Origin of the sequence: Pseudomonas capeferrum, assembly GCF_000731675.1 — a bacterium.
Lineage (GTDB): Bacteria > Pseudomonadota > Gammaproteobacteria > Pseudomonadales > Pseudomonadaceae > Aquipseudomonas > Aquipseudomonas capeferrum.
This window is the reverse complement of the sequence record NZ_JMIT01000001.1, coordinates 2263425-2289527: the sequence shown is the minus strand read 5'-3', so window position 1 is coordinate 2289527 and position 26103 is coordinate 2263425. Positions and strand designations below refer to the sequence as shown.

The 26103-nt window shown below is 63.0% G+C and carries 24 protein-coding genes; 16 read left to right on the top strand and 8 right to left on the bottom strand.

Features of this window, described 5'->3' with window-relative positions; genetic code table 11:
* Nucleotides 1-23 precede the first annotated feature (23 nt).
* Nucleotides 24-1145: a cupin-like domain-containing protein gene (locus PC358_RS10245; protein WP_033699318.1), complete on the bottom strand. Its 1122-nt coding sequence runs from the start codon at nt 1143-1145 to the stop codon at nt 24-26.
* 142 nt (nt 1146-1287) lie between these two features.
* Between PC358_RS10245 and PC358_RS10240 the strand changes: the two genes are divergently transcribed.
* Nucleotides 1288-2256 carry an alpha/beta hydrolase gene (locus tag PC358_RS10240; protein WP_033699317.1) on the top strand — a complete coding sequence of 323 codons (969 nt, stop codon included), beginning with the start codon at nt 1288-1290 and terminating at the stop codon, nt 2254-2256.
* Between the two features lie 35 nt (nt 2257-2291).
* Here PC358_RS10240 and pvdN read toward each other — a convergent pair whose 3' ends face one another.
* Nucleotides 2292-3572, bottom strand: a complete 1281-nt coding sequence (pvdN, locus tag PC358_RS10235; RefSeq protein ID WP_033699315.1) for a pyoverdine-tailoring periplasmic protein PvdN — start codon at nt 3570-3572, stop codon at nt 2292-2294.
* A 16-nt stretch (nt 3573-3588) separates the two neighbouring features.
* Nucleotides 3589-4935, bottom strand: a complete 1347-nt coding sequence (locus tag PC358_RS10230; RefSeq protein ID WP_033699314.1) for a dipeptidase — start codon at nt 4933-4935, stop codon at nt 3589-3591.
* Between the two features lie 198 nt (nt 4936-5133).
* Here PC358_RS10230 and pvdP point away from each other — a divergent pair, with 198 nt between their 5' ends.
* Entirely contained in the window at nt 5134-6759 is a 1626-nt protein-coding gene (gene pvdP, locus PC358_RS10225; RefSeq protein WP_033699311.1) for a pyoverdine maturation tyrosinase PvdP, read from the top strand.
* A gap of 340 nt (nt 6760-7099) precedes the next feature.
* Here the strand turns inward: pvdP and PC358_RS10220 are convergent, their stop codons facing one another.
* Genes PC358_RS10220 through PC358_RS10210 form a run of 3 tightly spaced genes read right to left on the bottom strand, consistent with a single transcriptional unit; the run spans nt 7100 to nt 11644 of the window.
* A complete protein-coding gene (locus PC358_RS10220; protein ID WP_033699309.1) occupies nt 7100-8503 on the bottom strand; it encodes an efflux transporter outer membrane subunit in 1404 nt (467 codons plus the stop codon).
* Nucleotides 8504-8506: 3 nt separating this feature from the next.
* Nucleotides 8507-10471 (bottom strand): MacB family efflux pump subunit, encoded by a 1965-nt coding sequence (locus PC358_RS10215; RefSeq protein WP_033699307.1) that lies wholly within the window; start codon nt 10469-10471, stop codon nt 8507-8509.
* Nucleotides 10472-11644, bottom strand: a complete 1173-nt coding sequence (locus tag PC358_RS10210) for an efflux RND transporter periplasmic adaptor subunit (RefSeq protein ID WP_033699305.1) — start codon at nt 11642-11644, stop codon at nt 10472-10474.
* Nucleotides 11645-11875: 231 nt separating this feature from the next.
* On the opposite strand from PC358_RS10210, the gene PC358_RS10205 reads away from it, so the two are divergent.
* The 5 genes from PC358_RS10205 to PC358_RS10185 all read left to right on the top strand — a co-directional run bounded on the left by PC358_RS10205 (nt 11876) and on the right by PC358_RS10185 (nt 15183).
* Nucleotides 11876-12352 carry a sigma-70 family RNA polymerase sigma factor gene (locus PC358_RS10205; protein ID WP_033699303.1) on the top strand — a complete coding sequence of 159 codons (477 nt, stop codon included), beginning with the start codon at nt 11876-11878 and terminating at the stop codon, nt 12350-12352.
* A 168-nt stretch (nt 12353-12520) separates the two neighbouring features.
* On the top strand, nt 12521-12994 hold the full coding sequence (locus PC358_RS10200; protein WP_033699301.1) for a response regulator: 474 nt from the start codon (nt 12521-12523) through the stop codon (nt 12992-12994).
* A gap of 69 nt (nt 12995-13063) precedes the next feature.
* Complete coding sequence (locus tag PC358_RS10195; protein WP_033699298.1) at nt 13064-14389, top strand: MFS transporter; 1326 nt, start codon at nt 13064-13066, stop codon at nt 14387-14389.
* Between the two features lie 94 nt (nt 14390-14483).
* Nucleotides 14484-14822, top strand: coding sequence for a type II toxin-antitoxin system MqsR family toxin (locus PC358_RS10190; RefSeq protein ID WP_050506087.1), 339 nt, complete (start codon nt 14484-14486; stop codon nt 14820-14822).
* Nucleotides 14782-15183 (top strand): type II TA system antitoxin MqsA family protein, encoded by a 402-nt coding sequence (locus PC358_RS10185; protein ID WP_033699296.1) that lies wholly within the window; start codon nt 14782-14784, stop codon nt 15181-15183. The genes PC358_RS10190 and PC358_RS10185 overlap by 41 nt, the downstream gene beginning before the upstream one ends.
* 69 nt (nt 15184-15252) lie before the next feature.
* On the opposite strand, the gene PC358_RS10180 is transcribed toward PC358_RS10185, so the two are convergent.
* Nucleotides 15253-16935 carry an electron transfer flavoprotein-ubiquinone oxidoreductase gene (locus PC358_RS10180; protein WP_077068488.1) on the bottom strand — a complete coding sequence of 561 codons (1683 nt, stop codon included), beginning with the start codon at nt 16933-16935 and terminating at the stop codon, nt 15253-15255.
* Between the two features lie 538 nt (nt 16936-17473).
* Here PC358_RS10180 and PC358_RS10175 point away from each other — a divergent pair.
* From PC358_RS10175 to PC358_RS10135, 9 genes are all read left to right on the top strand, one after another.
* Nucleotides 17474-18223 (top strand): electron transfer flavoprotein subunit beta/FixA family protein, encoded by a 750-nt coding sequence (locus PC358_RS10175; RefSeq protein ID WP_033699291.1) that lies wholly within the window; start codon nt 17474-17476, stop codon nt 18221-18223.
* Nucleotides 18224-19153, top strand: a complete 930-nt coding sequence (locus PC358_RS10170) for an electron transfer flavoprotein subunit alpha/FixB family protein (RefSeq protein WP_033699289.1) — start codon at nt 18224-18226, stop codon at nt 19151-19153.
* Nucleotides 19154-19241: 88 nt separating this feature from the next.
* Nucleotides 19242-20063, top strand: a complete 822-nt coding sequence (locus PC358_RS10165; protein WP_033699287.1) for a substrate-binding periplasmic protein — start codon at nt 19242-19244, stop codon at nt 20061-20063.
* Between the two features lie 9 nt (nt 20064-20072).
* Complete coding sequence (locus PC358_RS10160) at nt 20073-20426, top strand: DUF4398 domain-containing protein (RefSeq protein WP_033699285.1); 354 nt, start codon at nt 20073-20075, stop codon at nt 20424-20426.
* Complete coding sequence (locus PC358_RS10155) at nt 20423-21235, top strand: OmpA family protein (RefSeq protein WP_033699283.1); 813 nt, start codon at nt 20423-20425, stop codon at nt 21233-21235. The genes PC358_RS10160 and PC358_RS10155 overlap by 4 nt, the downstream gene beginning before the upstream one ends.
* Nucleotides 21236-21540: 305 nt before the next feature.
* The gene (locus PC358_RS10150) at nt 21541-22983 is read left to right on the top strand and encodes an aminotransferase-like domain-containing protein (RefSeq protein WP_033699281.1); all 1443 of its coding nucleotides are present in this window, start codon (nt 21541-21543) and stop codon (nt 22981-22983) included.
* A gap of 62 nt (nt 22984-23045) precedes the next feature.
* On the top strand, nt 23046-23534 hold the full coding sequence (locus PC358_RS10145; protein ID WP_033699280.1) for a hypothetical protein: 489 nt from the start codon (nt 23046-23048) through the stop codon (nt 23532-23534).
* Between the two features lie 130 nt (nt 23535-23664).
* Complete coding sequence (locus tag PC358_RS10140) at nt 23665-23919, top strand: YkgJ family cysteine cluster protein (protein WP_033699278.1); 255 nt, start codon at nt 23665-23667, stop codon at nt 23917-23919.
* A gap of 33 nt (nt 23920-23952) precedes the next feature.
* Nucleotides 23953-24558 (top strand): START domain-containing protein, encoded by a 606-nt coding sequence (locus PC358_RS10135; protein WP_033699277.1) that lies wholly within the window; start codon nt 23953-23955, stop codon nt 24556-24558.
* 73 nt (nt 24559-24631) lie between these two features.
* On the opposite strand, the gene gltA is transcribed toward PC358_RS10135, so the two are convergent.
* Nucleotides 24632-25921, bottom strand: a complete 1290-nt coding sequence (gene gltA, locus PC358_RS10130; protein ID WP_019472041.1) for a citrate synthase — start codon at nt 25919-25921, stop codon at nt 24632-24634.
* Between the last annotated feature and the right edge of the window lie 182 nt (nt 25922-26103).

Genomic DNA, 26103 nt, shown 5'->3' with positions numbered 1-26103 from the left:
CAAATTAACCCCCGCAAGGGCGGCTACCAGCCGCGCCCGGAGTTCACCCAGAAGTTCACCGACAACGAGGTGGACACCGACTCCACCTGATGGAACCAGCCTTCTGGCAGGAACAACAGGTCACCGGCCTGCAGCACCACGCGCAGGAAGGGCACCTCGCGCGCCGCCGGGAAGCGTTGGTAGTCTGGCGCGTCGGGGTTGAAGTCACAGCCGTCCAGGCCCCCTTTGGGGCTGGTCGACCAGGTGCCCAGCGCTGCCCGATGGTGAGGTGCGGCGAGGATGAACGACTTCTGGCCCCAGACCTGGGCGAACAGGTTGTCTGTGTCGTCGCGATGCAGAGGCGTCAGGGTGCCCTTGGGGCCGATCCAGATACGGGGCGAGATGAAGCGCTGGCGCTCGAAGTAATCCGGAAAGCGGATCAGTGTCAGGAGTTTTTCCGGGACGATGTTGTTGCCCATATAGGCCGGTGTCTCGCCAGGCTTGGCCGGTTTGTCCAGCGAAGCGATGAAGTCGGCCATGGAGGCCGAGCGGAAGTCGCGGTCGGTGGAGAAGGTTTTCTTGACGTAGTCACCATGCCGGGTAATGCCCTGCAGCTCGGCGAAATGCTCGAGCGAAGCCTCGCGGCCCATGCTGAACAGTGGCCAGTCCTGCAGGGCGTCGCTGAGTACCACAGGGGTGCCATGCGACAGAAACTCGCTTTGAAAGCGCGACAGCGGCATGTCGGCCCGGGCTATGCGCAGCACCTCGCGCTGCACTGGCAGCGCCGCCGAAACCCGTTCGCTGAGGCGTGCCGGCGTGGGGTAGCGCTGGTTCATCGCCACCTTGGCCGGCGCCGCACCTTTGCGGGCGTTGTTGATGATCTGCGGCAGCAAGGTAGCCAGGCCCATGTTGCCGGTGATTTTCAGGCGTGCGCTGGCGAACAGTTCCTCGACATTGGCCGTGCCGCCCATGATGTCGAGGAAGTCGCGCTCGGCCACTTCGATGGTGACATCCGGGGTGCTGTGCCGGCCCGCGCCCGTGCGGCTGGTGTCGCGCACTTCCGACCAGAAGGCACGGTCCTGGCCGAAGACGAACTGGAACACGCCTTCGATGCCGACGGCATGGGCGTTGGCGAACAGTTTGCTGAGGATGCTCTGAAGGTCCACGGTTAGCCTCTGACGGGGTTTCGTTGTGCAGGGATAACGAGTGTGTCCGTCGTCGATTTAGCCGTGCCTGCCGCTAATTTTCGCGGGGCCTCCTACGTTCCGTAGGGATAGCCGAGTCACATTGTTCAAGCAAGGATCCAACATGGCATTGCACCCTGATCTGGCGGGTTTTCTGGAGCTGGTCGAATTTGGCCGGTTGACGGGCAGAAGCCTGCCCATGCACGCGATGGACGTGGCCCAGGCCCGGGCGGAGTTCGAGGGCAGCTCGCAAGTGCTCGACCCCAGCCCGCCCGGCAGCCTGCAGGTGAGCGAGCTGAACGTCCCGGCGCGTGATGGCGCCAGCCTGCCAGCACGGCTGTACCGCGCGGACGACGCGGGCGGTGCTTTGCAGCCGGTGATTTTCTACCTGCACGGTGGCGGCTACGTTGTAGGCAGCCTCGACTCGCATGATTCGGTGTGCCGCCGTCTCGCAGCCATGGGCGAGTTCGCAGTGCTGGCGGCGGACTACCGACTGGCACCGGAACAGCCGTTTCCGGTGGCGCTGCACGATGTGCTGGATACCGCCAACTGGCTGGCCGAACAGGCGCCAGCGCTGGGGCTAGACAATCGCCGAGTGGTGCTGGCGGGGGACAGCGTCGGCGCCAGCCTGGCTGCGGTACTGGCCATCACCGCGGTCGAACAGCCCGAGGCGTTGGCGTTCAAGCCGCTGGCGCAGTTGCTGTTTTACCCGGTGACCGATATTTCCTGCCAGCGCGAGTCCCATCGGCAACATGCCGAAGGCTACCTGCTGGAAACGCCTACCCTGGAGTGGTTCTACCAGCACTATGCGCCGCAGCCGGAGCAGCGCCTGGACTGGCGCGTGTCGCCCTTGCTGTCGACGCTGCGCGCGCCGTTGGCGCCGGCTTATCTGTTCGTGGCCGAGTACGATCCGTTGCATGACGAAGGGATTGCCTACCGTGATTGGTTGGTAGCGGGCGGGACCGAGGTGACGTTCGCCCGGGTCGAGGGGCTGACCCATGACTTTTTGCGCATGTCGGGGATTGTTGGGCAGGTGGGCGATATCTACCAGGATGTGGGGCGTTGGCTGGAGGGGGTTGGGGATAAGGCTTGAGATTGCCGGGGGCGCTTTGCGCCCCTTCCTGCAGCTCAGCGCACCCGCCGTCCCAGCACATCGACCAGCCGGTCGATCTCGGCTTCTGTATTGAGCAACCCAGGCGCGGTACGCACCACCGGCCCGGCATCACGCGACACGGCATCGACGACAATGCGCTGGCTGTTCAGGTACCCAGCCACGTCATCTGCCTCCTGACCCTTGACCCTGAAGAAGGTGAAACCTGCCGAGTAATGAGCACTGCGGGGCGTCACCAGCTCGACCGCCTCAAGCGCCTCAAGGCGTTGCTTTAGGTAGTCGTTGAGCCCATGAATACGCGCCTGGACCTTCGCCTTACCCTGCTGCAGGTGCAGTTCGAACGCCTTGCCCAGCGCCCAGCGGTGCTCGAAGGCATGGTAGCCGCCGGGGGTCATCACGGTGGCGAAGTCTTCATTCTCGGAAAACGTGGCGATGGTCGGGTTCAGGTGCTTGAGCTCGGTGGAGGCCGCGCAGATGATCCCGGTGCCGCGTGGCCCGAACATCCACTTGTGTGTGCCGGCGATGAAGTAGTCGCAGTTCAGGTCGGCAAAGCGCATGTCCTCGACGCCGAAGCCATGCACGCCGTCGATCACATAGATAATTTGATCGCGCTCGTCGCGCTGCCGATTGACCTCGCGCACCAGTGCGCCGATCTCGCCGACAGGCAGCTTCACACCGCTGCCCGAATGCACCCAGGTCATGCCCAGCACGCGGGTCTTGGGGCTGATGGCCGCAGCGAGGGTGCCCAGTACCTGGTCAGTGCTGACCAACGCGGGGTTGTCGAAAAGGCGCAACCTGCGCACCGGCGTGCCATCGCGCGCGGTGCGAAAGCCCAGGGTATGGCGCGCCGCCGAATGCTCGTGCACGGTGGTGAGGATCTCCTGCCCCGGCGCAAGCTTCAGGCCGCCATAGATCAGGCCCAGGCCTTCTGTGGTGCTGCCGGTCAGGGCGATCTGCCGAGGGTTCACTTCCAGGTAGCGGCCCGCCCACTCGCGCACGGCGGCTTCGTGCTTCCACTCCGCCTGGCTGTCCCAGTCGACCATGCGTGCTGGGTGCCGGTCGAAGTTCGCGCGCAGGGCTTCGATGGCCTCGCGCACGGGCTTTGGGTGTGAGGTGATCAGGAAGTTGGCGAAGTGCGCGTACTCCGGGTCCAGCTCGAACAGGCTGCGAAAGCCTGCCCAGGCGTCGCCACCTGCAGCTGGCGAGGCGGCGTGTGCGCCCGGCAGCCACTGGCTGGCCAAGGGCAGGGCGGCGGCCAGGAGGCCTGCCTGCTTGAGAAAGGTACGGCGATGGTTCATGAAGGCACTCGCAGGCTTATCGGGACGAGGTGGTGGCGGGTTGTGCGGCGTGCTGCACCTGTTCCCACACGCGTAGGAAGTTGCCGCCCCAGAGCTTGGCGATATCGGCCTCGGAATAACCGCGGCTGATCAGCTCGGCGGTCACGTTGCGCGCTTCGCTGGCGTCGTGCCAGCCGTCGATGCCGCCGCCTTCGTTGAAGTCCGAGCTCAGGCCCACATGGTCGATGCCCACCTTGCGCACCGTGTAGTCGATGGCGTCGCCAAAGTCCTTGAGCGTGGCCGGTGGTTCTTCGTCGAGGATCCCGTACAACGCGTTGGCGTACTGGCCCACTTTCTGTTCGGGCCAGCCGGCGATGACCGGGTCGCCCGGCATCAACGCGTAGTTGAGGTTGGCCAGTGGCGGCAGGTCGTAGCGGGCGCGCAGGTCGTTGAGTTTGCCCTGGGTCTTGGGGCTCAGCGGCTTGAGATAGGTTGAAAACGCCACCAGCTGGATCACGCCACCGCTGTCCTTGATCAGCTGCATCTCCTTGTCGGACAGGTTGCGGGCGATATCGACCATGGCCCGCGGGGCCGAATGCGAAGCCACCACGGGCGCGCGGCTGAGGCTGATGGCCTGGGCCAGCGCCTTGCTCGACATCTGCGACACATCGATGATCACGCCCAGGTCGTTGAGCCGCTGCACGGCACGTTTGCCGACCGGCGAAAGGCCGTCCAGGGCATCGGCGGTGTCATTGAAGAACGGCAGCGGGCGCGAAGAGTCGGCCCAGCTGTTGTTGCCCACATAGCTGAAGCCGAACATGCGCACGCCGCGTGCGGCCCAGCGGTCCAGCTGATCGATGTCGTCGCCCAGGGCATAGGCATTGAGCATGCTGAGGAACACTGCGAACTTGCCCTCGCCATGCAGGCGCCGCATGTCTTGCGGGGTGTAGGCGATACCGACCTGCTCGGGGAAGTCGCGGACCATGGCGTCGATGGCGTTGTAGCGCACTTCCTGGGTGTGGCGCGCGGCTTCGACGAAGCCTGCGGTCGGCCGGTGCGGGCCATCGTCGCCGGTCCAGGATTCGGGCCAGGCGAAGATGGTCAGTGCGGCGCCGGACAACCGCCCGCGGGCGGCCTTGGCGAGGTCGAAGCGGCCGTTGCCGTCTTTATCAGCCTCGCTGCCTTCGGTGCCGAAGGTCAGCGGCAGGGTGACATGGCTGTCGAACGAGATGATGCGTTCCTGCAGGTCGTTGGCCTGGCGCACCACTTCTCTGGAGTAGCCTGCCGGCGTGTTGAAGTAGTGCCAGGCGGCAAAACCGGCACCTGCGGTCACGGCCGCGGCCAGGCTGATAAACAGGGCTTTCTTCCAGCGTGGAGTCGTCATCTTGGTCTCAGTAGGTTCACCGTCGAGGGATGGGCACAGAGGCCGCCGCTACCTGGAGTGAACGAGCCTGCCGTGTGGAAATTTAGCCAGCCACGGCGGCTCGTCTGCGCCAGCAACGGTAAATTTTGCGCTGTGTACAACGTTCTAGCCTTGGACGGGCCGTGCTCCATGGCCGCAATCAATGCACAGGTAGTTGCAATGACGATTTCTCGACGTGGGTTCATCGCCGGTGTGGCATTGACGGGCGCGGTGGTGCCCGGTGCGTGGTATGCCCAGCGCCAATGGGCCGCCGAAGCGTTCCCGGAAACCCCCGGCGAGGCGGTCGTCGAACTGGCCGATACACCGTTGCAGCAGTTGGGTGACACCTTGCGCGGGATCTGGCGCTGGACCTTGCAGGGCAAGGACGCGGGCCTGCAAGGCTTGCCTGACGGCGAACTGGAGTTGTTCCTGGATGTTGCACCCAGTGGGCGGGCGCTGCGTGGTTATCTGGACACCCCCGAGCGTCTGCGCAGTGATGAACAGCCGCGCTACCGGGTGGTGGGCGACCTGCTGGCAGACAAACCAGGCACCTTGCGCTGGCGCTTGTTCTCGACCCAGCCAGGCGAAACGCAGGCGCGCTATGAATGCCATATCGTCATCGACGAGGTCTGGGGCCGCTTCGGCAATGCCGGGCCAGCAACCCTCAATGGGCGCATTGCGCAACTGGACCGTGCGCTGGCGTTGCCGGTGCAGGACAACCACTTTCTGGCGCTCAAGCACACCTTCCCCGAGGCGCGTGAGCGCACGCCACTGAGCCCGCAGTTGCTGGCCTGGCTGATCACCCCGGAGCACCGTCTGTTTCACCAGTTGTGGCATGCCTCGCGTGACAAATGGCACAAGCTGGACAAGGAAAAACATGCCGCCCTGCGCGGCTTGGGCTGGCAGCCGGGGCCGCGTGAGCGGGAGCGTGACGCGCGTGGCCGGCACAAGGACCGCAACGGCTCGGGCGAAGACTTCTTTTTCATGCACCGGCATATGCTCGGCAGCGCGCGAGCCTTGCAGGACCTGCCTTCATGGGCGCGGTTTCCGCAGCCACAGCCGGAGCTTGAGCGCGACCGCGCAGGCTTCGCCCGCTATTTCGACAACCACGACGGCAATGCCTTGCCGCCCACCTGGCTGGCGAGCGGCGACGCGGAATACACCCAGTGGGTGCGCGACATCAAGAGCCCGGATACCTACCATGGCAACTTCCAGGTCTGGGAGTCGCGTTACAGTGACCCTGAATACCTGAGCACGTTGACCTTGGGCCAGTTCGGTTCGGAAGTGGAGCTGGGCCTGCATGACTGGCTGCACATGCGTTGGGCTTCGGTGCCGCGTGACCCTGTCAACGGCATGCCGGTGCCGACGGCGCGCACGCCTGACGATTTCGCCTTGCGCTGGTTCGCGGCGGAGAACGACTTTCTTGGCGACCCGTTTTCATCCCACGTGAACCCGGTGTTCTGGCAGTTTCATGGCTGGATCGACGACCGCATCGAGGACTGGTTTCGGGCCCATGAGCGGGTTCACCCCGGTGAGGTGCGGCGCCTTGAAATCAATGGTGTGCCTTGGTTTGCGCCAGGGCGCTGGGTTGAAGTGGCCGACCCTTGGTTGGGGCCTGATACGCACGGGTGCTCTACGGTGCCGGGGTTGCGGCCGGGGCGCAGTGTGGAGATGGACCCGGAAACGATGAAGCTGGCCTTGCGCATTATCTATAGCGATGAGGACCTGTTTGGCACGTTGCGGCCCAAGGTGCCACAGCGGCCTTGGTATGCGCGGAATTTGAAGGTGGGCGTGCGGGGGCGTTGATATCGGTTGGGGGTAGCCTCGGGGCGTAGGGCGGTACTTTTGCAGCGCCCATGAGATCGAGCGCCGCCCGCGCGGCGCATCGCGGCGCAAGGCCGCTCCCACATTTGTTTCGGGCCAATTATTCCTGAAGCATTGGTGCGCGGCCCCTTTGGTGTTCACCTCGATATCGCGTCGTACAAACAAGGGGTCGAGCGCCTATGTCGCAGGCATGACTGGCCCGAAACAAATGTGGGAGCGGCCTTGCGCCGCGATGCGCCGCGCGGGCGGCGCTCGATCTCATAGGCGCTGAAAATGCCAAGCCTGGCACTGAGGCGCCGAAAATCTACCGCCCTACGCCCAGCTACTGCCCAACCTTCCACCCACCCCCCAACGCCTTGTAAAGCGCCACACTCCCTTGCAACCGTGCCAGCCGTAACTGCGCCTGTTGATCTTGCGCCAGGTACAACGTGCGCTGGGTTTCCAGCACGCTGAGCAGGGTCTCGGCGCCTGCACCATAACGCTGCTGGGCCAGGTCAAAAGCCAGGCGCGCCTGCTGCACCTCCTCGTCCTGCCACTGGCGCTGGCGGTCCACGCCATGAATAGCGTTGAGCGCTTTCTCGACATCGGCGAAACCCGCCAGGATGCTGCCCCGGTAAGTCTCCAACAGTTCGACCTGTTCGGCTTCCGCCAGGTCGCGCGAGGCCCTTAACCGGCCGTTGTTGAAGACCGGCGCGACCAGCCCGGCAGTGAGGGTGTAGAACGAGCTGTCGAAGACACGCGCAAAGGTATTGGCGCCGCTGCCCAGATTGGCCCCCAGGGTCAGCTTCGGCAGCATGGCGGCCCTGGCCACCTGTACGTCGGCGCTTGCCGCTGCCAGCCGTGCTTCGGCTGCGGCGATGTCCGGGCGACGGCTTAGCAGCTCGCTGGGGATGCCACTGCCAATGGCTGGCCACTGCAGGGCATCGATCGCTTCACGGCTGGGCGGCAGGGCCTGGACCGGGTCGCCCAGCAGCGTGGCCAAGGTGACCTGGCTGTCTTGCCATTTCTGTTCAAACAACGGCACCTGTCGCTCCTGGGCGGCCACCAGGCTGCGCTGCTGGGCCAGCTCCAGGCGCGTGGCCGAACCTGTGCGCTGGCGGGCTTCGACCAGGCCCAGTACGTCACGCGCATTGCGCAGGTTGAGCCGGGCGATGTTCAACTGTTCTGCCAGGGCAAGGCCTTGCAGATAGCTGTCGGCCACGGCGCTGACCAGGGTCAGTTCGACGGTTTGCCGATCGAAGCGGCTGGCGTCGAGGCTGTGCATCGCGCTGGTGCGGGCGGCGCGCAGGCCGCCCCAGAAATCGATCTCGTAGCTGGCACTGAGTTTCAGGTCGAAGGAGGTACTGGTGCGCTCGTTGCTGCTGACGTCCAACTGGTCGTTGCCTTTGCCATGCAACAGGCGTTGGCGGCTGCCATCCAGGCCCAGGTTCAGTTCGGGCAGCAACGGCGCGCCAGCGATAACAGCCTGGGCCTGGGCTTGGCGCACCCGTGCCGTGGCAGCCGCCAGGTCGTGGGCGTTGAGCCGGGCGCGCTCGACCAGGCGGTCCAGCTCGCTACTGGCGAAGGCACGCCACCATTGTGCTGACGGCAGTTGGGCAGATGACGGCTCGACCTCGCCTTGCCAGGCTTGCGGTGCAGTGATGCCGCTTTCGGGAGTAGGGGGCGTGCTGCAAGCGGCGAGGCTCAGGCACAAGGTCAACAGGCTTATACGGCTTGGCAGAGTCATGGGTTATTCGCTGGTAAGGGCTTTGACCGGGTCGAGTCGGGCGGCCTTGCGGGCTGGCATGAAGCCGAACACGATGCCGGTGACGACAGCGCAGGCGAACGCGCCGAATATGGCAGGCAGGGCAAAGGCCACGGCGATCTCGGCCAGCATCAGGCCGCCGCCGATGGCCAGGGCCAGGACGATGCCGGCAATGCCGCCCACCATCGACAGCATCACGGCCTCGCTCAGAAACTGCCGCAGGATGTCGCGCTGACGCGCGCCGGTGGCCATGCGGATGCCAATTTCACGGGTGCGTTCGCGCACGGTCATGAGCATGATGTTCATCACCCCGATGCCGCCCACCAGCAGTGAAATTGCGGCGATCGCCCCCAGCATCAGCGACAGGCTGTTCTGCGTGCGTGCTTCGGCCTGGATCAATGCCGCATCGTTGGTCAGCTCGAAGTCCTGACGGCCTTGGTGGCGCTGGCGCAGCAGCTGATCGATGGCCGCTTCGGCTTCGTTGACCCGTGTGGAGTCGAGGGCGGCAACGGTGATGTAGTCCGGGTCACGCTGGCCAAACAGGCGGATCGCCGCGGCGGAGTAGGGCACCGCGATGCGCCCGTCGCTGTCCTGGTCGCCGGAACTGGCGCCCTTGCCGGCGAGGATGCCGACGACCTGGAACGGCACGTTGCCAATCAGGATGTACTGCCCCAACGGGTCGCGCCCGGGGTCGAGCATCTTTTCCCGCACCTTTTGGCCGATCACTGCCACGGCCGCCGCATTGGCTTCGTCGGCCTCGGTGTAGAAGGCGCCCTCGACCGCTGGCCAGTTGAAGATCTCCGGGAACCAGGTGTTGTTGCCGCCGACATAGAACTGCTGGCTGTTGTTGCCGTGACGCACCATCATCTTCTCGCCAATCACAGGCATGACGTGTTTGACCTGGGGCAGTTCGCCGATGGCGGCGACGTCGTCGAGGGTGATGGTGCCGGCCTGCTCGCCGAGCGTTGCCGGCTTGCCGTTGAGGTAGAGGATGTTCGAGCCGAATGCCGCCATTTGCGCCATGACCTGACGCTTGCTGCCTTCGCCGACGGCCAGCATGACCACCACCGAGGCCACCCCGATGACAATGCCGAGCAGCGTCAATGCGGTGCGAAAGCGGTTGACCCACATCACCCGCCAGGCCGCCTGCAGGGCTTCGATCAGTTCACCTTTCCATGCCCCGCGCAGGGTCGCGCCGCGGTCCAGGCGCTGGCGCAGGTCGTCGGCCTGCAGCCCTTGGTCGGTGTTGACGGGGGTATGCTCGGCGGCCGAATCGCTGATGATCAGGCCATCACGGATTTCGATGACCCGTTGCGCCCGCGCCGCCACTTCGCGGTCGTGGGTGATCAGGATGATTACATGGCCCTGGCTGGCCAGTTCGTCGAGCAGCGCCATGACTTCGGTGCCGCTGTGGCTGTCGAGCGCGCCGGTGGGTTCGTCGGCGAGGATGATGTGGCCGCCGTTCATCAGCGCCCGGGCAATTGACACCCGTTGTTGCTGGCCGCCGGACAACTGGTGCGGGCGGTTGCCGGTGCGGCTGGCCAGGCCAAGGCGGGTGAGCAGGGCGGTTGCGCGCGCATGGCGCTCGCTGGCGGCGATGCCGGCGTAAATGGCCGGCATCTCGACGTTCTCCTGCGCCGAGCCCGAGGGGATCAGGTGGTAGCCCTGGAACACGAAGCCAAAGGCTTCGCGGCGCAACCAGGCCAGCTCGTCGCTGTCCAGCTCGGCCACGTCCTTGCCGGCAAAGTGATAACTGCCGGCGGTTGGCCGGTCGAGGCAGCCGAGGATGTTCATCAGCGTCGATTTGCCTGAACCGGATGCGCCGACGATGGCGACGAATTCGCCAGGGTGAATGCTCAGGCTGATGCCCTGGAGGATGTCGACCTTGGGGGTATCGACGCCGCCGTAGGACTTGCGGATGTCGATCAGTTCGATCAGGGGCGTCGTCATTCAACCTCCGCTGACGCTGGGGGCGCCGATGACCAGGCGCTCGCCTTCGCTGAGGCCGTCGAGCACCTGCGCCCGCAGGCGGTCGCTCAGGCCGGTACGCACCTGGCGCTGTTCCACTTCGCCTTTGCTGTTGAGTACCCGGGCGAGGCGCAGGCCTTCGCTGTCGTCCAGCGCCGCAAGTGGCACGGTCAGCACCTGGCTGGCCTGGCCTGCGACAAAGAACACCTGGGTGGTCATCTCGGCCATCAGGGCGCCGTCCGGGTTGTCGACGTCCAGCAGCACGGTGTACTGCACCACTTGGCTGCCGGTGGTGCCATTGACGGCGCTGGCCGGGCTGCCACCGCCCTGGCTGGTCTGGTCCAGCGGCTTGGGCGGGATTGGCAGAATCTGCCGCACCGTGCTGGTCCAGCGGCGTTTGCCGCCGGCCAGGGTGGTGAAGTAGGCGGTCATGCCGGGTTTGACCTTGCCGATGTCGGCTTCCGATACCTGGGCCCAGACGGTCATGGGCGAAAGCTTGGCGATGCGCAGGATCAACGGCGTCTGCTGTTGCGCGTTGAGGGTCTGGCCTTCACGGGCATCGACCGCCACCACGGTGCCGTCCATGGGCGCATAGATCCGCGTATAGCCCAGCTCCGCCTCGTCACTGCGCAGGTTGGCCTGGGCCTGGCGGATCTGCGCCTGGAACATTTCGATGCGTGCCTGGGTCACCTTGAGTTGGGCATCGGCGGCCTGGACGTCTTCGTCGCGGGTTGCCCCGGCGGCGGCCAGGTCGCGCTGGCGCTTGAGCTGCTGCTGGGCCAGTTGAAACTGTGCGCGCTGCTCGGCCAGCTGGGCCTTGAGGTTGTCGATCGAATAGCGCCCGGCGTCGAGCCTGGCTTGCTGGGTGGAGGGGTCGATCTCGACCAGCAACTGGCCTTTGCGCACCGGGTCGCCGGCTTCGACGTGCAATTTATGGATCTGCCCGGAAGCCTGGGCACCCACGTCGACGTAGCGCCGCGGCTGCAGGGTGCCCAAGGCGGTGACGCTGCTTTCGATGTCGGTGCGGGTGACGGCGACCGTGCTGAACGGCTGCGCGCCGAAGGGCAGGGTCTTCCAGGCCAGCAAGCTGCCCAGGCTTAGCAGGGCCAAGCCACCGAGCAGTATCCGACGGCGGGTGTGGGGTAAACGTCTCATGCAGACTTCCAGCCAGGGGTGATGGCCACGCACAGCCAAGAAAGCGGCGCGCACTGAGGTCCCAGTTAGACGAAGGCTGACGGTACGGATTTAGCGTGATCGGAGGGGAGGATGCCGTGTTGCTGAGAATAATTATAGTTTGTACTATCGCACGTTGACATCACTCAGTCCCGCGTAGCTGCCCGAAACGGCTTTCTGGCAAAGGCAGGCAGGACGACCTCAGGTAACGTCGTGGAACATTACTATCGCGAACTGGTGGGCTTCCTCTCCGCGCGCCTGGGCAGTCGTCAGGCTGCCGAAGACGTCGCGCACGATGCCTATCTGCGGGTACTGGAACGTACCGATGCCGAACGGATCGAGCATCCGCGTGCCTTTCTCTACCGCACAGCGCTCAACCTGGTGGTCGATCGTCACCGGCGCCACCAGGTGCGTCAGGCCGAACCGCTGGAGGTACTCGACAGCGACGAGCGCTGGCACAGCCCGGCACTCACCCACGACATGCAGCTCGACCAGCGCCTGGCGCTGATGCAGCGCGCCCTGGATGAACTGGGCAAGGTTTGTCGCGACTGCTTCCTGCTGCGCAAGCTCGATGGCCTGTCGCATCAGCAGATTGCCGAGCATCTGGGGGTGTCCCGCAGTGTGGTTGAAAAGCACATCGTCAATGCCATGAAGCACTGCCGTGTGCGCATGCGCGAGTGGGAATCCTGAAAAACGGGTGAAAGGCGGATGAAAATTCCGTCACCCCGTCACTTGATTTCTGCGGGTTTCCCGACAACTATCAAGAGAGACCCCAGCCAGGCATAGCTTTGGCGATTGCCGTTACTGGCGCAGTATGGTCAGGGAGTGTCCCTTTTTACCTACTGCCCAGGTCCGACAATGGCAAACAAGACCCTGCGCATCCTCATCGCCGACGAGCATCCTTGCCAGCGTTTGCAGCTGGAGAAACTGCTCAATGGCCTTGGCTATTACCGGATTGCACCCGTGGACAGCTTCGAGGAGCTGCAGCGCCTGGTGCAGTGTGCCTTGCAGCCCTTTCACCTGCTGTTGGGCAACATCGAGCTGGCCAGCCATGTTGGCGTCGACCTGGCGCGCTTCTGCCGGGTCAGCACGCAGATCCAGCATGCGCTGCTTTATCACTCCTCGCAGTTGAAAGTGCCCGCCGTGCCGCAGACCGAACGCCAGTCCGTCAGCCTGAGCCTGCCGCAGGCGCCGGATAACGAGGCGCTCGAGTCGTTCATGGCGATCATCGACGCGCCGCTGCTGGTCGGCAAGCTGCCACTGCCTGTGGCAGCTCCGGCCAGCACACTGCGCCCGCGGGTGAACTTCGCGCAGACGGTGTTCAGCCGCTAGCGCCAAGGCGGGCAGGGCAAGGCAGGTATTTGCTATCCTCTTGCCCTTTGCCGATCTGCGGACCCTGCCATGACTGCCATCGATACCGCTCGCCCGCCCCGGTTCAGCCGTGGCGACCACCGGACCCTGGGCCTGGCGGCGCTGGGTGGCGCGCTGGAAATCTACGATTTCATCATCTTCGTGTTCTTCGCCCTGACCCTGAGCAAGTTGTTCTTCCCGCCCGAAATGCCCGAATGGCTGCGCCTGCTGCAAAGCTTCGGAATCTTCGTGACGGGCTACCTGGCGCGGCCGCTGGGGGGCATCGTCATGGCGCATTTCGCCGATCACTTGGGGCGCAAGCGGGTGTTCAGCCTGAGCATCCTGATGATGGCCCTGCCGTGCCTGCTGATCGGGGTGATGCCAACCTATGCCGACATCGGCTACGCGGCGCCACTGATTTTGCTGGCACTGCGCATTCTGCAGGGGGCTGCGGTCGGCGGGGAGGTGCCAAGCGCCTGGACGTTCGTTGCCGAGCACGCGCCGCAAGGTCGGCGCGGTTATGCCTTGGGTTTCCTGCAAGCCGGGTTGACCTTTGGCTACCTGCTGGGGGCGCTGACCGCGACCTTGTTGGCCCAGGCGTTTACCGCGCAGGAAATTCTCGATTACGCCTGGCGTTACCCCTTCCTGCTCGGGGGGGTATTTGGTGTGATCGGCGTGTGGTTGCGCCGCTGGCTAAGTGAAACACCGGTGTTCATGGCCTTGCGCGAGCGTAAGGAACAACCCGTGGCGTTCCCCCTGCGGCGGGTGCTGGGCGAGCATCGTGGGGCGTTGCTCCCGGCAGCGCTGCTGACCTGCGTGCTGACGTCGGCAGTGGTGGTGTTGGTGGTGATCACGCCGACGGTGATGCAGCAGCGCTTCGGCATGACCGCTGCGCACACCTTTGCCTTGAGCAGTGTAGGTATCGTGTTCCTGAATATCGGCTGTGTGCTGGCCGGGCTGCTGGTCGATCGCCTGGGCGCCTGGCGTGCGCTGATGATCTACAGCCTGCTGCTGCCGCTGGGTATCGCGGCGTTGTATGCGAGCCTGGTGGGGCAGTGGGGCATGACCTGGCTGGCCTATGCGCTGGCGGGGCTGTGCTGCGGCGTGGTGGGCGTGGTGCCGTCGGTGATGGTCGGGCTGTTCCCGGCGCAGATCCGGGTTTCGGGCATCTCCTTCACCTACAACATTGCCTATGCCCTGTGGGCGAGTACCACGCCCTTGGCGCTGATCGCTCTGATGCCGTGGAGCCCGTGGGTGTGTGTCGGCTTTTGTCTGATCATGGGCGCGGTGGGGCTGCTCACGGCCCTGTATTTCGGGCGTCGTGAGCCTTTGGCGTTTGCGGCGGAGCGGATGCCGATCATGTGTGGTGACAAATGAGGCATTAGAGGCAGGTGGGGGGTGGGGCAGACTTCCAGGTGGGGGCTATTGGAATAACCTATTAGCCCAATTTAACCTGGAAGGTTAATTTCTCATGGAAAAGAGAACGCCTCATTGCCCGCTGGAGCGGATAAAAGCCCTGACTGCGGCAAGGCGCGTCAGCCCTACGGGCACTGCATTAAGAGATGCTAAGGCGCTAGGAATGGATTTTCCGGGAATGCTTGAGGTAATCACTAGCTTGAAGCGCACTGATTTCTACAAAAGCATGACCAGCCATATTGATCACCGGGTTTGGCAGGACGTATACCGCCCGTTTACAGCGGTTGGCTACGTTTACCTGAAAGTGTCCGTGGTCAACGACGTGCTTATCGTGCCTTCAAGGAGTTGTAATCATGAGATGTCCAATTTGCGGGGGTGCCGAGCTTGCACCTGACACTCAGGGCATGCCTTATCGCTACAAGGGAGAGACGACCCTGATCCCGGACGTAAGTGGCGATTATTGTTCCGCATGCGGTGAGTGCGTGCTGAGCCATGATCAAGCCATGCGTGTCAGCGATCTGATGACGGCATTTGAGCGCCAAGTCAATGCAACTGTAGTGGACCCTTCTTTCATTGCCTCCATACGCAGGAAGTTCGACCTCGATCAGCGGCAAGCGGGGGAAATTTTTGGTGGCGGGGTCAATGCGTTCTCCCGTTATGAAAATGGCAAGACCACGCCACCCGTGGCGCTGGTAAAGCTGCTGAAGCTACTGGATCGCCACCCCGAACTGTTCGAGGAAGTGCGTACAGCCTGATGCGAGCAGGCAACAAAAAGCCCCTGACTCCACGGAGGCAGGGGCTTTTGTTGCTGCAGGGGCATGGCCTTACATGTTCGGGTAGTTCGGCCCGCCGGCGCCTTCAGGGGTAACCCAGGTGATGTTCTGGGCCGGGTCCTTGATGTCGCAGGTCTTGCAGTGCACGCAGTTCTGCGCGTTGATCTGGAAGCGCTTGCTGCCGTCTTCCTGGCTGACCACTTCGTACACGCCGGCCGGGCAGTAGCGTTGGGCCGGTTCGTCGTACAGCGGCAGGTTGCTGGCGATCGGCACGTTCGGGTCGGTCAGCTTCAGGTGGCAGGGTTGTTCCTCTTCATGGTTGGTGCTGGAGAGGAATACCGAGCTGAGCTTGTCGAAGCTGAGCTTGCCGTCTGGTTTCGGGTAGTCGATTTTTTTCGAATCGGCCGCGAGCTTGAGGCAGGCGTAGTCCGGCTTGGTGTCGTGCAAGGTGAACGGCAGCTTGCCGCCGAACCAGTTCTGGTCGACATAGTTGAAGGCTGCGCCGAACAACGGGCCGAACTTGTGCATGGCCGGGCCGAAGTTGCGGCTGGCGAACAGCTCTTCATGCAGCCAGCTGGCCTTGAAGGCGTCGACATAGGTAGTGAGTGCGTCGCCACCCTCGCTGCCGGCAATCAATGCGTCGGCCACTGCGTCGGCGGCGAGCATGCCAGACTTCATCGCCGTGTGGCTGCCCTTGATCTTGGCCACGTTCATGGTGCCCAGGTCGCAACCAATCAGCGCGCCACCGTTGAAGACCATCTTCGGCAGCGAGTTGATCCCGCCCTTGGCCAGGGCGCGGGCGCCGTAGCTGATGCGCTTGCCGCCTTCGAGGTACTGGCTGATCACCGGGTGGTGCTTGAGGCGCTGGAACTCGTCGAACGGCGACAGGTACGGGTTGGCGTAGGACAGGTCGACGATCAGGCCGACCACCACCTGGTTGTTTTCCAGGTGATACAGGAACGAGCCACCGGTGTTCTCGGTGCTCACCACGTCCAGCGGCCAGCCGGCAGTGTGTACCACCAGGCCCTGTTCGTGCTTGCTCGGGTCGATTTCCCAGATTTCCTTGAGGCCGATGCCGTAATGCTGGACGTCGGATTCACTGTCGAGGTTGAAGCGCTTGATCAGCTGCTTGCCGATGTGCCCACGGCAGCCTTCGGCGAACAGCGTGTACTTGGCGCGCAGTTCCATGCCAGGGGTGTACAGGCCGTCTTTCGGGTTGCCTTCGCGGTCGACACCCAGGTCGCCGGTGACGATACCGCGCACCACGCCGTTTTCATCGAATAGCGCTTCCTGGGCAGCGAAACCTGGGTAGATCTCCACGCCCAGGTTCTCGGCCTGCTGGGCCAGCCAGCGGCACAGGTTGCCCAGCGAGATGATGTAGTTGCCCTCGTTGTGCATGGTCTTGGGCACGAACAGGTCCGGGACCTTGATCGAGCTGCCGCCATCCTTGAGCACGTAGATGTCGTCGCGCTTTACCGCAGTGTTGAGCGGTGCGCCGAGTTCTTTCCAGTCGGGGAACAACTCGTTCAGTGCGCGCGGTTCGAATACCGCGCCGGAGAGGATGTGGGCACCGACTTCAGAGCCTTTCTCGACCACGCAGACGCTGATCTCGCTACCGGCTTCGGCGGCCTTCTGCTTCAGGCGGCAGGCGGCGGACAGCCCCGCCGGGCCGGCGCCGACGATGACCACGTCGAATTCCATGTATTCGCGTTCCACTGGTTCTCTCCTACTCATCAAGGCTCGTGCTGTTGCTTGGTCTTATGGGTGTGGGGTGATCATGCGCACCGCGCTTCACGGGCGCGGAGCTGTAGCAGCGCAGAGGATGGACTACACCGTTTTGTCTTGGCCGCGCATTATATCTACACCACTTGGCGGGTCCAATACAAACGTTTGTTTGAATTTGCCGCAGGCCAGTAAAATCACAGGAGTGCGGCTGGAGGGTGACCGATTTGCCGTATTGACCGGATTGGGTGTTGCGGTCAAGATACGAGCGGTTTTACGTTCGCCGTAGGCTTGTCGCCGGGCGCAGGTACACCTCTAAAAACCAGGTGTGGAGTAAGGCTTTGCGGCCAATTCACGGTTTGTAGTGGAGTTTACACGCCACCACAGAAAATGACCCGCGGGTATTTGCCGCAAGCGTCATGACAAGACTGCTCGGTCACCTTGAAGTTTGCTCTACCCGGTACGTTTTTAGAGGTGCCCTTGTACCCACGCGCATCGCCGGGCATGTCCCCAGGCGACTTTCTATTCACCGGAGAGTAACGAGGAATCCATGAAGGTTCTTGTAGCTGTCAAACGAGTGGTCGACTACAACGTCAAGGTTCGCGTCAAAGCGGACAACTCCGGCGTCGACCTTGCAAACGTCAAGATGTCCATGAACCCCTTCTGCGAAATCGCCGTTGAGGAAGCCGTACGCCTGAAAGAAAAGGGTATTGCGACCGAGATCGTCGTGGTTTCCGTCGGCCCGACCACCGCCCAGGAGCAACTGCGTACCGCCCTGGCCCTGGGTGCCGATCGCGCCATCCTGGTAGAAGCCGCTGACGAACTGAACTCCCTGGCCGTGGCCAAGGCGCTCAAGGCTATCGTCGACAAAGAGCAGCCACAGCTGGTCATCCTCGGCAAGCAGGCCATCGACAGCGACAACAACCAGACCGGCCAGATGCTGGCCGCGCTGACCGGTTACGCCCAGGGTACCTTCGCCTCCAAGGTGGAAGTCGCTGGCGACAAGCTGAACGTCACCCGTGAAATCGATGGCGGCCTGCAGACCGTATCGCTGAACCTGCCAGCGATCGTCACCACCGACCTGCGCCTGAACGAGCCGCGCTACGCGTCGCTGCCGAACATCATGAAGGCCAAGAAAAAGCCGCTGGAAACCGTCACGCCAGACGCGCTGGGCGTTTCCCTGGCCTCCACCAACAAGACCCTCAAGGTCGAAGCGCCTGCTGCACGCAGCGCGGGTATCAAGGTCAAGTCGGTGGCAGAACTGGTCGAGAAACTGAAGAACGAGGCGAAGGTAATCTAAATGACTATCCTGGTTATCGCTGAATACGAAAACGGCGCCGTGGCCCCGGCCACCCTGAACACTGTCGCCGCTGCCGCCAAAATCGGTGGTGATGTGCACGTGCTGGTCGCAGGCCAGAACGTCGGTGGTGTCGCCGAAGCCGCTGCCAAGATCGCCGGTGTTGCCAAGGTGCTGGTTGCTGACAACGCCGCCTATGCCCATCTGCTGCCTGAAAACGCAGCGCCGCTGATCGTCGAGCTGGCCAAGGGCTATAGCCACGTGCTGGCCCCGGCCACCACCAACGGCAAGAACATCCTGCCGCGCGTTGCCGCACTGCTGGACGTCGACCAGATCTCCGAGATCATCGCGGTCGAATCGGCCGACACCTTCAAGCGCCCGATCTACGCCGGTAACGCCATTGCCACTGTGCAATCCAGCGCTGCGGTCAAGGTCATCACCGTGCGTACCACCGGTTTCGACGCAGTCGCGGCCGAAGGCGGTTCTGCCTCGGTTGAAACCGTCGCTGCCGCCCATGACGCTGGCAAGTCGTCCTTCGTGGGTGAAGAGCTGGCCAAGTCCGACCGCCCAGAGCTGACTGCAGCCAAGATCGTCGTTTCCGGCGGCCGTGGCATGGGCAACGGCGACAACTTCAAGCACCTGTACAGCCTCGCCGACAAGCTCGGCGCTGCTGTGGGCGCCTCGCGCGCTGCGGTCGACGCAGGTTTTGTGCCCAACGACATGCAGGTCGGCCAGACCGGCAAGATCGTCGCACCGCAGCTGTACATCGCCGTCGGTATCTCCGGCGCGATCCAGCACCTGGCGGGCATGAAAGACTCCAAAGTGATCGTTGCGATCAACAAGGACGAAGAAGCGCCGATCTTCCAGGTTGCCGATTACGGCCTGGTCGCTGACCTGTTCGAAGCGGTTCCGGAGCTGGAAAAGCTGGTCTGATCCGCCTGCTTCACTTATAAAGAAGCCCGGCCCTCGTACTGAGGGCCGGGTTTTTTTATGGATTTCAGTGTCACAGCCAGGAGTGAGCATGAGGTTTGGCAAAGCAGGCGGGGTGCTGGCGTGCATGGCGGCGTTGCTGTCGTCGGCGACAATGGCAGCAGGCAAGTGCGAGCGCCTGGTGGCGACCGGCAGCCCTGATGCGCCTCCCTACTCCTGGCAGGACCCGAAGGACCCAAAGCACCTGATTGGCGCCAATGTCGAGCTGTTGCAGCAGGTGGCCAGCGAGCTGGGGGTCAAGGTGGACGTGCTGAGTGCCGGTCGGCGCGACCAGGCCCTTGAGGAGGTTCGCAGCGGGCGTATGGACCTGCTGCTCGATACCCCGCTGCAGGTCGGGCAACTGACGGCGCTGGACTATATCCACCCACCTTTGCAGTTGAACGAATACCTGGTCTGGACCCGTCATGACGCTGAGCTGGCCTTCAATGGCCCGGCGGATCTGGCCAACTACCAGGGCAGCTTGTCCGAGCGTGCACGTCTGACCCCCGCCTTTGAAGCCTTTGCCAAAGCGCACCTGAAGTTGCAGCCGGCGCAGAACCTGACCCAGGCGTTCCAGAAGCTAGTGCTGGGGCAGGTGGACTATGTGCTTGCCGGGCGCTACTCCGGCATGGCCATGATCCAGAGCCTGGGCATGAGCAACGACCTGATTGCCCGCGGCCTGCCGGTAGATCGCCCTGGGTTGTACCTGGCCGTGTCACACAACTCGGCATGCAATGACAGCTGGCTGCGTGGGCAATTGGCGAAAAAACTGACAGAATTGCCGATCTCCGGTGCGTCCGAGGCTGTGCTGCAACGTAATGTCGAGCGCTGGAAGGCGCAGATGCAGGTGCCGCTGGACGCCCCCAAACACTAGGAAGATTGCGTGAGAATCCAACCACTGATCCTTGCTCTGGCCGTGCTCGGCCTGGCGGGTTGCGCCAACGACCCGGCGCCGAACGAGCAACTGCGCATTTCCGAGCAGGCGCTGGAACAGGCCAAGGCTGTCGGCGCCACCGACCAGGTCGAAGCGCTGAAGCTGGCCGAAGACAAGCTTGCCCGGGCCAAGACCAACATGCTCACCGAAGACTTTCGCGATGCGCGCATGCGTGCCGAGCAGGCTGAGCTGGATGCGCGCCTTGCCGAGGCGCAGGTGTTGAACCAGAAGAGTGAAGAGCAGCTGCAACTGCTGCAGTCGCGGGTCAAGCGCCTGCGCAAACAGCTGGAGGTGCAGCCATGATGCGTTCTACACCCATGGCCGCGCTGGTGTTGCTGGCGTTGACCGCAGGCTTGCAGGGTTGCGCCAGCCAGCGCAGCGAGGCGGCACTGGATGAGGCCAGTGCAACCTTCCAGAAGGTCAAGGACGATTCCGACGTGCTGCGCAGCGCACCCCGCGACGTGATCCGCGCAGGTGAATCACTGGCGCGGGCCGAGCGCCTTTCCAGTTATATCGGCACCGGCACCGATGTACGCCATTACGCCTACCTGAGTCAGCGCTACAGCGAAATCGCCAGCGAGCACGCCAAGCTCGCGCTGAACCAGGAGCGCCTGGCCAAGCTCGACCTTGAGCGTCAGCGTCTGCAGCTGGCGCTGCGTGAGGCGAAGCTGGCCAGCGTCCAGCAGCAAGGCAAGTGGGTCGAATCGCAGATTGCCGCGCTGGCTTCGGAGCAGACGGACCGTGGCCTGGTGATGACCCTGGGTGACGTGCTGTTCGACACCGGGCGTGCCGACCTTAAAAACTCGGCCAGCCGCACCGTGCTCAAGCTGGTGCAGTTCCTTCAACTCAATCCGCGCCGGGTGGTGCGAATCGAGGGGTATACCGACAGCACCGGTGCGCCGGAAGACAACCTGAAGCTTTCGCGTGATCGCGCGCAGGCAGTGGCCGACATGCTGGCGGACCTGGGTATCGACGAGAAGCGTCTGCAGGTTGAAGGCTACGGTGACCAGTACCCGATCGAGGCCAACGCGTCGGAGCGGGGCAGGGCGCAGAATCGCCGGGTCGAGATCGTCTTCTCTGATGACAAGGGCAAGCTCGCGCCGGCGCGTTGATCCCTTCAACGATCGACGAACAGTTGTAGGCGCGGCCTTGCGTCGCGAAAAGGGGGGGGCGAAGCAGGCTCCGGATTTTGCGCTGACACATAAAGCGCTGGGGCCGCGCTGCGGCCCTTTCGCGACGCAAGGCCGCTCCTACAACCAAGCACGCAATCCTGGGAAATTGGCCGGGTGCTGTCACGCAACTGTATTGTTGGCTATTCTGCAATCTGTCCCCGTACACTTCGCAACTGTTACGGTATTCTCTGCCGTCAGTGTGTCGCACAAGAATAACGAGCCCGTCCGCGCGTCGAGATATCGCCATGACTAACCTGCTGCTATATCAGCGTATCGCCCAGCAACTGGCCGATGACATCCGTCGCGGTGTCTACCAGCCAGGCGAGCGCGTGCCGTCGGTGCGCAAGATGAGCGCCCAGCTCAATGTCAGCCACGCCACGGTGCTGCAGGCCTATGCCAATCTCGAAGACCAGGGGCTGATCCGCGCGCGCCCGCAGTCGGGTTATTACGTTCACCAGACCCCGGCCCTCACTGCGCAAACGCCGGATATCGCCCGGGTGGAGCGCCCGGGCCTAGTGACCCGGGCAAGTATCATCCAGCAGGTATTGACCGAGGCGCGCCGCGATGGCGTATTTCCGTTCGGCGCAGCGGTGCCCCATGTGGACTACCTGCCGGTGCGCGCCCTGCATCAGCAGATTGCCAAGGTGACTCGCTTTCACAGCCCGCGCGCGTTCAGTTACATGTTCAGCCCGGGCTTTGAGCCGTTGCGCCGGCAGATTGCCATTCGCATGCGCGATGCCGGCGTGTTGGTAGACCCGCGTGAAGTCATCGTGACCCATGGCTGTGTCGATGCGCTGCAGATGTCGCTGCGGGTGCTGACTCGTCCAGGCGACCTGATCGCCGCCGAGTCCCCGACCTACTACGGCCTGCTGCAGTTGGCCGATTTGCTTGGCCTGAAGGTGATCGAGATCCCCAGCGACCCGTCTACGGGCATCAGCCTCGAGGCCTTGCAGTTGGCCGCCAACCAGTGGTCGATCAAGGCGCTGGTACTGACCTCGCGCCTGAGCAACCCGTTGGGTGGCACCATCCCTGAAGAACGCCAGAAGCAGTTGCTACGCCTGGCCTCGGACTTCGATATCCAGATCGTCGAAGACGACATCTATGGCGAGCTGATGTTCGAGCAGGGCAAGACCAAGGCGCTCAAGGCATTCGATCGGCTCGACCGGGTGATCTACTGCTCGAGTTTTTCCAAGACGTTGTCACCGGGTGTGCGGGTCGGCTGGATGGTGGCGGGGCGCTACCAGGATGAAATCCAGCGGCTGCAGACGTTCACCACCCATTCGGCGTGCAGCGTGACGCAGATGGGGGTGGCCGCCTATCTGGAGAACGGCGGCTATGACCGCCATCTGCGCTACATCCGCCAGGAGTACCGCAAGAACCTCAGTGCCTACCAGTTGGCGGTGCAACAGCACTTCCCTGAAGGCACCCAGATGACCCGGCCTACCGGTGGCTTCATCCTTTGGGTGAGCCTGCCGGGGCGGGTCAATACCCAGGACTTGCATGTGCGGGCGCTGGAGCAGGGTATCAGTATCGCGCCCGGGTTGATCTTCAGTAACACTGAGCAGTTCAACCACTGCATCCGGCTTAACTGCGGGATTCCGTGGAATAAAGAGGCCGAGCGGGCGGTGATCACCCTTGGCCTTTTGGCTCAGCAATTGTGCAGAGAGCCTACGGGTTCACTTTTGTAGGCTTGCCAGGCGCAGGCGGAACAGGGAGCATATGCATTTTTCCAGCCTGACTGTCGATGTCCATGAAACTGTTGCGCTGTATCGCCCTTAGTTTTTGCCTCGTGCCGCTCTGCCACTTTGGCGCAGTGGCGCAGGCTGCTCAGCCTGCCGCCGAGGCACAGGCTCGCCAGGCCAAGCCTGCGCAGAAGGCCCCTGCCAAGCCTGTGTCGAAGCAGGCTGTCAGCAAGGCCAAGCCCAAGCCAAAGCCAAAGCCAAAGCCAAAGTCTGCGCGCAAGCCGGTCAGCAAGGCGGTGGCCAAGCCGCTGCCCCAGCCCAAGCTCGACCTGAGCCTGCCTGTCGAAATGGTCAATGACCTTGAGCCGAATGTCGGCAGTTCGGCCACACGGCGCAAACCTTTGCTGCCCGCAATGTTTACCGAAAAACCCCAGGGCGATGAAAGCCCGTTCCAGCTCAATGGCCGATTGATCAGCAATGAAATGCAACTGCAGTTGCGCAATGAAAGCCGCCGCGATGTTGAAGGGGCAGCGATCGAATTCGAGTACCGCCAGTAGCCAGTGAACTGACTGCCGGGTCACGGCAGATTTCATCGGGCCAGCAATTTCAAACGCACGTTTGAGCGGTTACTATCCGGGGACGTTCGTCCCATTTTGCTCCACAGAGACCTGATTTTGATGAGTAGCCATGAATTGCCGTGAGGGGTGTGGTGCCTGCTGCATCGCCCCGTCCATAAGCTCTGCCATGCCGCGCATGCCGCATGGCAAGCCGGCCGGTGAACGCTGCCTGCACCTGACTGTCGACAACCTCTGCGACCTGTTCGGCAAGCCCGAACGCCCGGCGGTGTGCGGCGGTTTCAAGGCGGATGTCGAGGTGTGCGGCAGTGATCGCGATGAGGCAATCAGGATTCTCGGCTGGTGGGAGCAGATGACGGCGGCGTGACAGGCTGGATCTTCGACAACAAGGATAAAGATGATGAGATCGTTCAAGCGTATTGCACTGCTGTGTGGCATGGGTGTGTTGCTGGCGCCCGCCGCCTGGGCCGAGAACTGGCAGGTGGCCAAGGACGAGGAGGGCATCAAGGTCTCCCTCAGTGAAGTGGCGGGCTCCAAGTACAAGGCCTATCGCGGTGTCACCGTGATCAAGGCGCCACTGGCCAAGGTCCAGGCGCTGCAAGAAGACGTGGTCGGGGCTTGTGCCTGGATTCACGAGTGCAAGTCGCAGAAGCTGCTCAAGCACGAAGGCGACCAGAGCTGGACCTACACCCAGTTCAATACGCCCTGGCCGGTGACGCCGCGCGATTCGGTGCTGCATGTCACCACGGTCAAGGGTGCGGATGGCAGTCTGACGCGCAACCTGAAGGAAGAGCCGACCTATATCCCGGAAGAGAAGGGCTTTGTGCGAGTGGCGAAGGTCGAGGGCTTCTGGAAGTTGGTACCCAAGGGGGACAGCACGGAAGTGACCTATCAGGTGCACACCGAGCCGGGTGGCAGTGTGCCGGCGATGGTGGCCAACAAATTCGTGGTCGATGCGCCGTTCAATACCCTGAAAGGGTTGCGTGAGCGGGCCGAGAAAAACTGAATGAGTCGGGTTGCCTGCTAGGCAATAAAAAAGGCTGCCCGAGGGCAGCCTTTTTGCGTTCGGCTCGATGAGCTTACTTGCGGTCTTTCAGTGCAGCGATGTCGCGCTTCTGCTCGCCGGTGTACAGCTGGCGCGGGCGGCCAATCTTGTACGGGCTGGAGAGCATTTCTTTCCAGTGCGAGATCCAGCCTACAGTACGTGCCAGGGCGAAGATCACGGTGAACATGCTGGTCGGAATGCCGATCGCCTTGAGGATGATCCCCGAGTAGAAGTCGACGTTCGGGTACAGCGAGCGCTCGATGAAGTACGGATCGGTCAGGGCGATCTCTTCCAGGCGCATGGCCAGTTCCAGCTGCGGGTCGTTCTTGATGCCCAGCTCGCGCAGGACTTCGTCGCAGGTCTGCTTCATCACGGTGGCGCGCGGGTCGCGGTTCTTGTACACGCGGTGACCGAAGCCCATGAGCTTGAACGGGTCGTTCTTGTCCTTGGCCTTGGCGATGAAGGTGTCGATGTTCGAGACATCGCCGATTTCATCGAGCATGGTCAGTACGGCTTCGTTCGCACCGCCGTGGGCAGGGCCCCACAGTGCAGCGATACCGGCGGCGATACAGGCGAACGGGTTGGCGCCCGACGAGCCGGCCAGGCGCACGGTGGAGGTGGAGGCGTTCTGCTCGTGGTCGGCGTGGAGGATGAAGATCCGGTCCATTGCCTTGGCCAGCACCGGGCTGATCGGTTTGATCTCGCACGGGGTGTTGAACATCATGTGCAGGAAGTTTTCCGCGTACGACAGGTCGTTGCGCGGGTACATCATCGGCTGGCCCATGGAGTACTTGTAAACCATCGCGGCCAGGGTCGGCATTTTGGCGACCAGGCGCACCGCGGAGATTTCGCGGTGTTGCGGGTTATTGATGTCCAGGGAGTCGTGGTAGAACGCCGACAGGGCGCCGACCACGCCGCACATCACCGCCATCGGGTGAGCGTCGCGGCGGAAACCGTTGAAGAAGGACTTCAGCTGCTCGTGAACCATGGTGTGGTTCTTCACGGTGCTGACGAACTGAGCCTTCTGCTCGGCATTCGGCAATTCGCCGTTGAGCAGCAGGTAGCAGGTTTCGAGGTAGTCCGACTGCTCGGCGAGCTGTTCGATCGGGTAGCCGCGGTGCAGCAGAATACCCTTGTCGCCGTCGATGTAGGTGATCTTCGACTCGCACGAGGCGGTCGCCATGAAACCAGGGTCGAAGGTGAAGTGACCTGTGGCCCCCAACCCGCGGACGTCGATTACATCAGGACCAACGGTGCCGGTTAAAATGGGCAGCTCGACGGGGGCAGCGCCCTCGATGACCAACTGCGCTTTTTTGTCAGCCATGTGGCCTCCTATTAATGCTTGAAATCATCAGACAGACCCCCCACGCAGGGCCCGCACCACTATAGAGGGATAAATTCAGATGTCAATTTGCCTAAAGGCTGGTTGAAACGGGCTTCGAGGCCTGATTTTTCTCGAAATTGTCGCCCATTTACGCCTTTTGCTGGCTAAAGGCAATGCGCTAT

Excerpts from the sequence above, each read along its gene's own strand:
- PC358_RS10240 (WP_033699317.1), top strand. The coding sequence starts at position 1,288 with ATGGCATTGCACCCTGATCTGGCGGGTTTTCTGGAGCTGGTCGAATTT.
- pvdN (WP_033699315.1), bottom strand. The coding sequence starts at position 3,572 with ATGAACCATCGCCGTACCTTTCTCAAGCAGGCAGGCCTCCTGGCCGCC.
- PC358_RS10230 (WP_033699314.1), bottom strand. The coding sequence starts at position 4,935 with ATGACGACTCCACGCTGGAAGAAAGCCCTGTTTATCAGCCTGGCCGCG.
- pvdP (WP_033699311.1), top strand. The coding sequence starts at position 5,134 with ATGACGATTTCTCGACGTGGGTTCATCGCCGGTGTGGCATTGACGGGC.
- PC358_RS10220 (WP_033699309.1), bottom strand. The coding sequence starts at position 8,503 with ATGACTCTGCCAAGCCGTATAAGCCTGTTGACCTTGTGCCTGAGCCTC.
- PC358_RS10215 (WP_033699307.1), bottom strand. The coding sequence starts at position 10,471 with ATGACGACGCCCCTGATCGAACTGATCGACATCCGCAAGTCCTACGGC.
- PC358_RS10210 (WP_033699305.1), bottom strand. The coding sequence starts at position 11,644 with ATGAGACGTTTACCCCACACCCGCCGTCGGATACTGCTCGGTGGCTTG.
- PC358_RS10200 (WP_033699301.1), top strand. The coding sequence starts at position 12,521 with ATGGCAAACAAGACCCTGCGCATCCTCATCGCCGACGAGCATCCTTGC.
- PC358_RS10195 (WP_033699298.1), top strand. The coding sequence starts at position 13,064 with ATGACTGCCATCGATACCGCTCGCCCGCCCCGGTTCAGCCGTGGCGAC.
- PC358_RS10190 (WP_050506087.1), top strand. The coding sequence starts at position 14,484 with ATGGAAAAGAGAACGCCTCATTGCCCGCTGGAGCGGATAAAAGCCCTG.
- PC358_RS10185 (WP_033699296.1), top strand. The coding sequence starts at position 14,782 with ATGAGATGTCCAATTTGCGGGGGTGCCGAGCTTGCACCTGACACTCAG.
- PC358_RS10180 (WP_077068488.1), bottom strand. The coding sequence starts at position 16,935 with ATGAGTAGGAGAGAACCAGTGGAACGCGAATACATGGAATTCGACGTG.
- PC358_RS10175 (WP_033699291.1), top strand. The coding sequence starts at position 17,474 with ATGAAGGTTCTTGTAGCTGTCAAACGAGTGGTCGACTACAACGTCAAG.
- PC358_RS10170 (WP_033699289.1), top strand. The coding sequence starts at position 18,224 with ATGACTATCCTGGTTATCGCTGAATACGAAAACGGCGCCGTGGCCCCG.
- PC358_RS10165 (WP_033699287.1), top strand. The coding sequence starts at position 19,242 with ATGAGGTTTGGCAAAGCAGGCGGGGTGCTGGCGTGCATGGCGGCGTTG.
- PC358_RS10155 (WP_033699283.1), top strand. The coding sequence starts at position 20,423 with ATGATGCGTTCTACACCCATGGCCGCGCTGGTGTTGCTGGCGTTGACC.
- PC358_RS10150 (WP_033699281.1), top strand. The coding sequence starts at position 21,541 with ATGACTAACCTGCTGCTATATCAGCGTATCGCCCAGCAACTGGCCGAT.
- PC358_RS10145 (WP_033699280.1), top strand. The coding sequence starts at position 23,046 with ATGAAACTGTTGCGCTGTATCGCCCTTAGTTTTTGCCTCGTGCCGCTC.
- PC358_RS10140 (WP_033699278.1), top strand. The coding sequence starts at position 23,665 with ATGAATTGCCGTGAGGGGTGTGGTGCCTGCTGCATCGCCCCGTCCATA.
- PC358_RS10135 (WP_033699277.1), top strand. The coding sequence starts at position 23,953 with ATGAGATCGTTCAAGCGTATTGCACTGCTGTGTGGCATGGGTGTGTTG.
- gltA (WP_019472041.1), bottom strand. The coding sequence starts at position 25,921 with ATGGCTGACAAAAAAGCGCAGTTGGTCATCGAGGGCGCTGCCCCCGTC.